We start from the raw sequence: 5,510 nt of genomic DNA, 5'->3' as shown, positions 1-5,510 counted from the left end.
AGGTCACCGACCACACGTCGATAGATGTTGCGATCCTCTACCGTGATGAGCAGGTCGGCGTCGTCGAGGAGAGCCCGGTGTGCCGCGCTGAACTGGTTGAGCCAGCCCACGAAGTGGCCCACCCGCTCGGACCGCAGCCGTTCGAAGAGCATGGGGCCACGCCGGTAGCGCAGTTGCAGCACCGGTGCGCCCAGTAGCCGTGTAACGCGATCGAGCTCTTCGTGTATGCCGTCGTAATGCAGTGCGTAGTCATCGACAAGAAATAGTGGACGGCGGGCTGCCTGCAGCAACTCCAGCGCCCTGCCGACAGCCGGAAGCTCGGCTTCGCCGCCGAAGTCGGCGCAGGCGCGGGCGAAGACAGCTAGCGACAGCCACCTCGCCTCGGCCACGTCCTGCGGAACGCCAAAGAGTACAGGACCGTAGGGCTGCCGGGCAGCGGTGGCGATCGCCTCCAGGAATTTGGCGATGTATTCCTCTGCGGCCTTTTCTTTCTCCGCAGGTACGGCAGATGCCTCCCACGCCCAGCGGGCAAAGTTGCCCATGGCCTCGATGAGGTGCGGCTCACCATGTGGCGGCAGGAAGCGCATGGAGCCGGTGGAAGGCAGGCCCACCACGTAGACCGTGCCGGCCTCGTTGCGGCGAGCATCGGCCAGCCCACCGGCGGCATTGGTCAAGCCGCGGGCGCCGTGCAGGATCGCGGCCGCCCGGTTCGGCTGCAGCAACGAGCCGCCCGCGGCGAGGAAGGCGCTCTCCTTGTCGCCGCGGCCGTTGTTGAGGCTGATCAGCTCGGTCCGGTCTACCGCGTCGCACAAGGCTAGTTCCGAGGTCCCGGCGTAGGCGAAGACGTGCCGAACGCCTGCTCGTGCAAGCAGGACGGCGACCGCCTCCGCACCAGTGAGGTAGATGGGATCTTCAAGCAGCCTGGCGACGATCTTCTCCGCGACCTGGTCGTCTTGCGAAGCCTCGGTCAGCGCGACTCTCGCGAAGACCGGACCCGCGGCAAAGAGCTGGGCGCATCGCAACGCATCGTATTCACTGTTCCCACGGGTCTCTTGGACCCTAGGCGCGCTGGCCTGAGCAAGTTTCTGGGCGTGGTTGATCGATCCGTTTCGCACCGTTGGCTTTCCCCTCGTGAAGGCTGGCCGCTGACGGCCGGCGCACATTCGTTTGGAGGCGCTGCGCCGATTGGATCAGGTGATCGCCGGCTGCATGGAAGTCGTCCAGGCGCGACAATGCACCTGAAATCCGATGGCCATGGCGTTTCCACCGCGACTCGCTGCCATTCGCATCGACTTTCATAGAGCAAAGCTTCGCAAGCATTAACCGCAGGTAAAATATTCAGTCTTCTTTGACCGTCAGTCCGCGTACACTGCCGGCTAGCGCGAGCGAATAATCTGCTGGATTCACAGCTTCGCAACACGGGATTTGCGTCAGGGTTCTGCGGAATACAGACACACGACTCAGAAATTCCCCAACTCCCCGATCATTCAGTAGCGACGTCATCGGTATGCGTGACAGTGGCTACGAGTGCACCGAACATATCTTGATCGTTTACGTCTGCGCACGTCAGCGCAGCACGGTGATCGCACAAGCTATGGAACTCGGGTTACGTGCCCTGTGGAAATCCAGCCTCCTTCACTCAGGTTGGCCATCCGGGCGATCTTGAGAGTGGATTGAGTGGGGGACTCTTGAGGGAGGACGCAGCCCGCCGTCCGAGCAGTGACGTGAAGGTGACGCTCCGCTTCATGTGTGGCTCTACTGCTGCTTATGCGCGATCCTCGGTAGTTCGCCGGGCCTCCCTCGTCGCTTGATGGACACCCTGGCTACTGGGGCTTTGCTTAATCCGGAGGGAAAGAGAAGAAGGTTGCACGGGTGATACGCAGTCCGGCCATCACCGGTATCCAGCTACGTAGCAGGGTCCGCACCACAGCCCGAAGCGCCCTCGCGGATCCGTTTCGGCGGGACTTCATCACACCCGAGCCCGACCGTAAGTACCTGGGTGACATCACCTACCTGGTGCGCCGCGTGGCGCTTCGCCTGCATCCCCGGAGATTATATTTACAACAACTTTGCCCGAAGTCACAAGAGCCCGTATGGCCCATTCGGGCCCACATTTGAGGAATCTTTGATTTCCCGATCTGGGCTTGTTCGGCACCAACGCCACCAGCAGTACAGGTTCTCAGACGCGACTCATGACGCGGAAAACTACGGCGATTCAGCAGTTGACCTTGGCGTTCGGGTCGCATGGGCGATGCTGGCCGCGACCGGCCGAAGAGCCGCAGCACGGCCGGCAGACCGCCCGACACCCGGCGGATCGCCGCAGGCGAGCCGCCCTTGATGGGGTGTGTCCAGTTAGCGGCGTGCGCCGTGAGGCGCTGTGATTTGAGCGGAGGTGGGAGACCTTCGCCTTCGGCCTGTCGCAGCAGGTCGGTGGAGCTGAGGGCAGCTTGATCTGGGTGATGCCGGGGAGGGCGGGAGCAGCCCTGACAAAGCCGGGACGTGCCAGTACTGCCAGATGGTGCGGGTCCGGTGAGCGGGATGGAGAGGAGTACGAGAGGAACCGACGTCGTTAAGTCCCTCCACTGGACGCCTGCTCGAACCTGGTGGATCTGGGCAGGACGCGGTGCGCACCCGCCGGCCGAGGGCTGGCGGGGAACTCCTGGGCCGGTTTGCCATTGCCGGCAGGGAGGCCATGAGGAAGGTCTGTGGCGTACTCATGGCGAGGCCGCAGGGACAAAGTCGGGCTCCTACTTCGTCGAGGGAATCACAGTGAACACGGGAACCAGCCGGTCGCAGCTCCAGGCCGTGGGCATCCAGCCCACCGGGCGGGATAGGTGCATCGACCACTGAACGGGCCGGGTGGGGCGGAGCCGCCTGAGGGGCCACGGTGATTCCGGACAGCCGTCTTATGGGCGTAGCCTATGCGGCTGTTTGGATTGAAAGGGACTCGTTGAGTACTTCCAGAGGTGGCCGGTAGCCGAGCGCCGAGTGCAGGCGCCGACGGTTGTAGAACCCCTCGATGTAGCGGATGACCTGCCGTTTCGCCTTGGCGCGGGTGGTGAAGACGAAGCGGTGGAGCCATTCGTTCTTGATCGCGCTGAAGAACGACTCAGCCATCGCGTTGTCATAGCAGACCCCGGTGCGGCCTACCGAGCGGCGGATCTGCAGGCTGGTCAGGAAGCGACCGAACTCATCAGAGGTGTAGTTCGAGCCGCGGTCGGTGTGGAACACAGCGCCGGGCTGGAGCAGGCCGGTGCCGGCGGCCATCCGGATCGCATCCTTGATCAGGCCGGTGCGGTAGTGGTCGGCCATCGCCCAGCCGAGGACCGCCTTGCTGTGGCAGTCGATCACAGTGGCCAGGTAGAGGAAACCTTCCCAGGTGCGGATGTAGGTGATGTCGCCGACCAGCTTGGTGCCCGGCCGGGCGGCGGTGAAGTCGCGACCGAGCAGGTCGGGGATGCCGCGGAAGTCGCCCTGGACGGTGGTGACCGGCCGGATCGCCCGTACCTGGGCCGGGATGAGGCCCTGCTCGCGCATCAGGGCACGTACCAACTCGGCCGGGCAGTGCTCGCCACGACGCAGCAGGGCGGCGTGCACCCGCCGGTAGCCGTAGGTCTCGTGAGAGCCGGCGAAGACCTCGGCGACCAGCCGGGACAGCAGTACGCGGCGTTGCGCGGTGGCCGAGGCCGGCCGATCGCGCCACTCGTAGTAGCCCGAGCGGGACACCTTCAGCCAGGCGCACATCTTCACGATCGCGTGATGGGCCTTCTCCGCATCGATCAGCTCGTACTTGGCGAGCGTCATCGACTGTCCGCCGCGAAGAAGGCGGCTGCTGACCGGAAAATCACCCACCTCAGCCGGGTAGGCGGCAGCGAACCCCAGCCGGTGATCGTCAGCGAGGGCCAGAGCGAGGCGGTATGGGTCAGGCGGCCGGAGTCAGGGTGACGGTGAAGCCGAGTGCTTGCAGTTGGCGGATGTGGGTGCGGGTCTTCTTCTCCCGGTCGATCTTGGTGAGGAAATAGTCGGATCCGAGGTCGTGGTAGCGGGCGGTGGGATCAGCCAGCAGGTGCCAGATGATGACCGTGATGGAGCGCGCGACCGCGACCACGGCCCGCAGCTTGCCGCGGCGCTTGGCGATCCTGCGGTAGCGCTCCCCGAGGAAGGTGTCGGTGCGTCCGGCCACCACCGCCGCCGTGCCGAGCACTCCCTTGAGGTAGGGGTTGCCCTTGCCGACCGCGCCGCCGCGGCTGCGGCTCCCGGACTGGATGGTCTTGGGGGACAGCTTGGCCCAGGAAGCCAGGTGCTCGGCGGTGGGAAACCGCCTCATGTCCAGCCCGATCTCGGCGATGATGATCTGTGCGACCTCCGGGCTGATCCCGGGGATCTCATCCAGGCGCAGCACGGCATCCAGCGCCGATGACGCAGCCTCGTCCGGAGCGCCGTCATGGCCCGGCTCGACGGGGCAGCTGTCGGGCATCCGCGCGATCAGTTCTTCGATCCGGGCACCGAGCCGGGTGATCTGCGCGTCCAGGCCGTCAATCTGCGCCAGCAGCACGGCGGCGAGTTCGCCATGGTGATCGTCAAAACGTCCGTTGAGTGCTTCCATCAGCGCGGGAATCTTCACCCGCATCCGGCCGCGGGCCAGCTCGGCCAGCGTCCGGGGATCGCGTTCTCCGGCGATCAACGCCTCCAGCATCGCCCGCGTCGACAGGGTGGTCAGCGTGCTGGACACCGAGGAGATTTTGATCAGCGCGTCCTCCAGCAGCTTCTCCAGCCGCTGCCAGTAGCGGGTGCGCTCGTGGATGAGGTCGATCCGCGTCCGGGTGTAGTCCCGCAGCACCCGCACCTCATACGGAGGCACGAAAGAGGGCCGGACCAGACCCTTCTCCGTCAGCTTGGCCAGCCACACCGCATCCAGCCGGTCGGTCTTGGGCCGTCCCGGGGCGTGCTTGACGTCGCGGGCGTTGACCAGTTGCACCCGCAGTCCACGCTCCTCCAGCACATAGAACCAGATCCGCCAGTAGTCCCCCGTCGACTCCAACGTGACCGCCCGGACCTGCTCGCCCACCAGGTAATCACCCAGTTCCTCCACCGAGGCCAGAGTGGCCTGCACCTCCCACACCTTGGTCAACCGCCGGGAGGGATCACTGGGGTGCGGCACCCGCGTGCACACCTTGCCGAACGCCTTGGCCACGTCGATCGCGGCCACCCGCTCAACAATGCGCTCGTGTCCCTCTTCGGGGATCTCTTCCGGTTCCGCCATCACCACGACCGATCACGCTCCTCGACGAGATCGCGTACCAGACAGGAAACGGGTGCTCGCGGGGCCGCGGTCGGGAAGCCGAAGATTCTGACCGGCGTGCTCAAGGCAACAGTGCGTGACCCTTCAGGTCGAGCCCCAGCGCCAGACTTTTTTGCGAGATCAGCAGTCTCATGCAGCGCCGGCGTCGGCGAGCAACCCGCCCCGATTTTCACGCCTATGTGGCGTCCCCGAAAGGGTCTGGGGGACT

The 5,510-nt window shown here is 65.1% G+C and carries 3 protein-coding genes; all 3 read right to left on the bottom strand.

Annotated features, from left to right (window positions below; genetic code table 11):
* Nucleotides 1–1,115: thiamine pyrophosphate-binding protein (locus DAT37_RS26070; protein WP_198654438.1), on the bottom strand; the 1,115-nt coding region annotated here is incomplete at its 3' end.
* 1,804 nt (nucleotides 1,116–2,919) lie between these two features.
* Nucleotides 2,920–3,852: an IS3 family transposase gene (locus tag DAT37_RS26065; protein WP_109527518.1), complete on the bottom strand. Its 933-nt coding sequence runs from the start codon at nucleotides 3,850–3,852 to the stop codon at nucleotides 2,920–2,922.
* Between the two features lie 70 nt (nucleotides 3,853–3,922).
* Complete coding sequence (locus DAT37_RS26060; protein ID WP_109527519.1) at nucleotides 3,923–5,263, bottom strand: IS110 family RNA-guided transposase; 1,341 nt, start codon at nucleotides 5,261–5,263, stop codon at nucleotides 3,923–3,925.
* Between the last annotated feature and the right edge of the window lie 247 nt (nucleotides 5,264–5,510).

Source organism: Nocardia aurea (genome assembly GCF_003123685.1).
Taxonomy (GTDB): Bacteria; Actinomycetota; Actinomycetes; order Mycobacteriales; family Mycobacteriaceae; genus Nocardia; species Nocardia aurea.
The sequence above is the reverse complement of the archived record's forward strand: the minus strand, read 5'-3'. Positions and strand labels throughout refer to the sequence as shown.

Excerpts from the sequence above, each read along its gene's own strand:
- DAT37_RS26060 (WP_109527519.1), bottom strand. The coding sequence starts at position 5,263 with ATGGCGGAACCGGAAGAGATCCCCGAAGAGGGACACGAGCGCATTGTT.